Source organism: Acetobacter oeni (genome assembly GCF_011516825.1).
Lineage (GTDB): Bacteria > Pseudomonadota > Alphaproteobacteria > Acetobacterales > Acetobacteraceae > Acetobacter > Acetobacter oeni.
Genome location: NZ_WOTA01000080.1, coordinates 1 through 1,419, shown reverse-complemented (window position 1 = coordinate 1,419; position 1,419 = coordinate 1). Strand labels below are relative to the sequence as shown.

The 1,419-nt window shown below is 55.4% G+C and carries 1 pseudogene; it reads right to left on the bottom strand.

What is annotated here, in order from left to right:
- Positions 1-163: 163 nt before the first annotated feature.
- Positions 164-1,370: pseudogene (locus tag GOB90_RS18630) on the bottom strand (IS701 family transposase).
- Positions 1,371-1,419 lie beyond the last annotated feature (49 nt).

Here is a 1,419-nt window from a genome sequence, read left to right as displayed (position 1 = left end):
TAGCACTACAGTTGCATTTTGTGTCGTGAGTGAGCGCGGATAGCGCTGGCCTGATGTGTTCGTCGAAAGACGGACCATCTGAGGATGTGAGCGACGGGTAGTCTGCGTTGTGCAAGCTTTACGACGAGGCGCCTGATTTCCTGAATGGACCAGCGGACGACGATTATCGTGTTCTGCGTTGTGTTTTTTTCGGTTTCAGTGAGTTTGCCTGATACCGGACACTTGCCATGATGGCATAGGCAAGCATGACCAGAGAAACATGCCGATGCCAACCATGCCAGGAACGGGTTTCGTTATGATCAAGACCGAATTCGTTTTTGGCCGTCACGAAACATTCTTCGATCCTCCAGCGCGTTCCTTCAACGTTCACGAGTTCCCGCATGGTTGTTCCTTTCGGACACCATGTCGTAAAACAGGCAAGGTCTCCATCAGCGATGTTTCGGCGGATCAGCAGGCCACGTGTCCATGGTCCGGCTATAGGGCAGTCAAATTCTTCAGCATCCAGATCAGCAAGCGGAAGATACGCCCAGTCATACAGCCGCTCACTTTTTGTGCCGTGCCCCGCAGACAGACGGTGCCAGTCCTGCTCTGACAGATCCGGGGCAATATCTTTGGCTTCTCCTGCAATCAGTGGGTTTGTTGCCCATGACCCGAACCAGTGATTGTCTTTGACCCCAGGGACATATCCAATTCCTGCCCGGCGAAGCGTGCGTTCCACATCGCCGACGCCATACACGCTGTCTGCTGCAACCCAGCGGAAGGGCACACCGGCCTCAATACTCCGCTCAATCATCATCGAGGCTAACGCCGGTTTGGTTGCAAACACCACGTCATTGGGAACGTGGGCCTGCTTCAGGCGCTCACGGTTCGATGTCCAGTCTTTCGGGAGATACAGGGCGCGGTCAACAAAGGCATGGCCCCGCGCTGATACATAGGTGGCAAATACACCAATCTGGCAGTTCGTGATCTTGCCGGCAGATCCCGTATACTGCCGCCCCACACCGCAGGACGCCTGCCCCTCTCTTCAGAAAACCGGTCTCATCGATGACCAGCACGCCATCTTCAGTTCCCGGATGCTCGATCACATAATCCCTGACGACATCACGAAGGGCATCGGCATCCCAGTGCCCGCGCCCCAGAAGCGCCTGCTGCCGCCATGGACCAGGATCACCTGCGGCTTCCGCTCGCATCCATCCCGTTTTGCGTGGTTCATCGCCAATCAAAATATCAAGAAAAGCACAGGCTGAATCTACGACACGTTTTTGCGTGAACAGCGGCGCGATCCGCTCCCTGGCCGCCCGCAGTCCAGACGCCCACAGCTCCAGCGTCTCTTCAACAGACGCACCGCCACTCATCATATCCTGAATCATGGTTACCCACAGATTCAGAACTCAACACAAAATGCAACTGTAGTGCTAG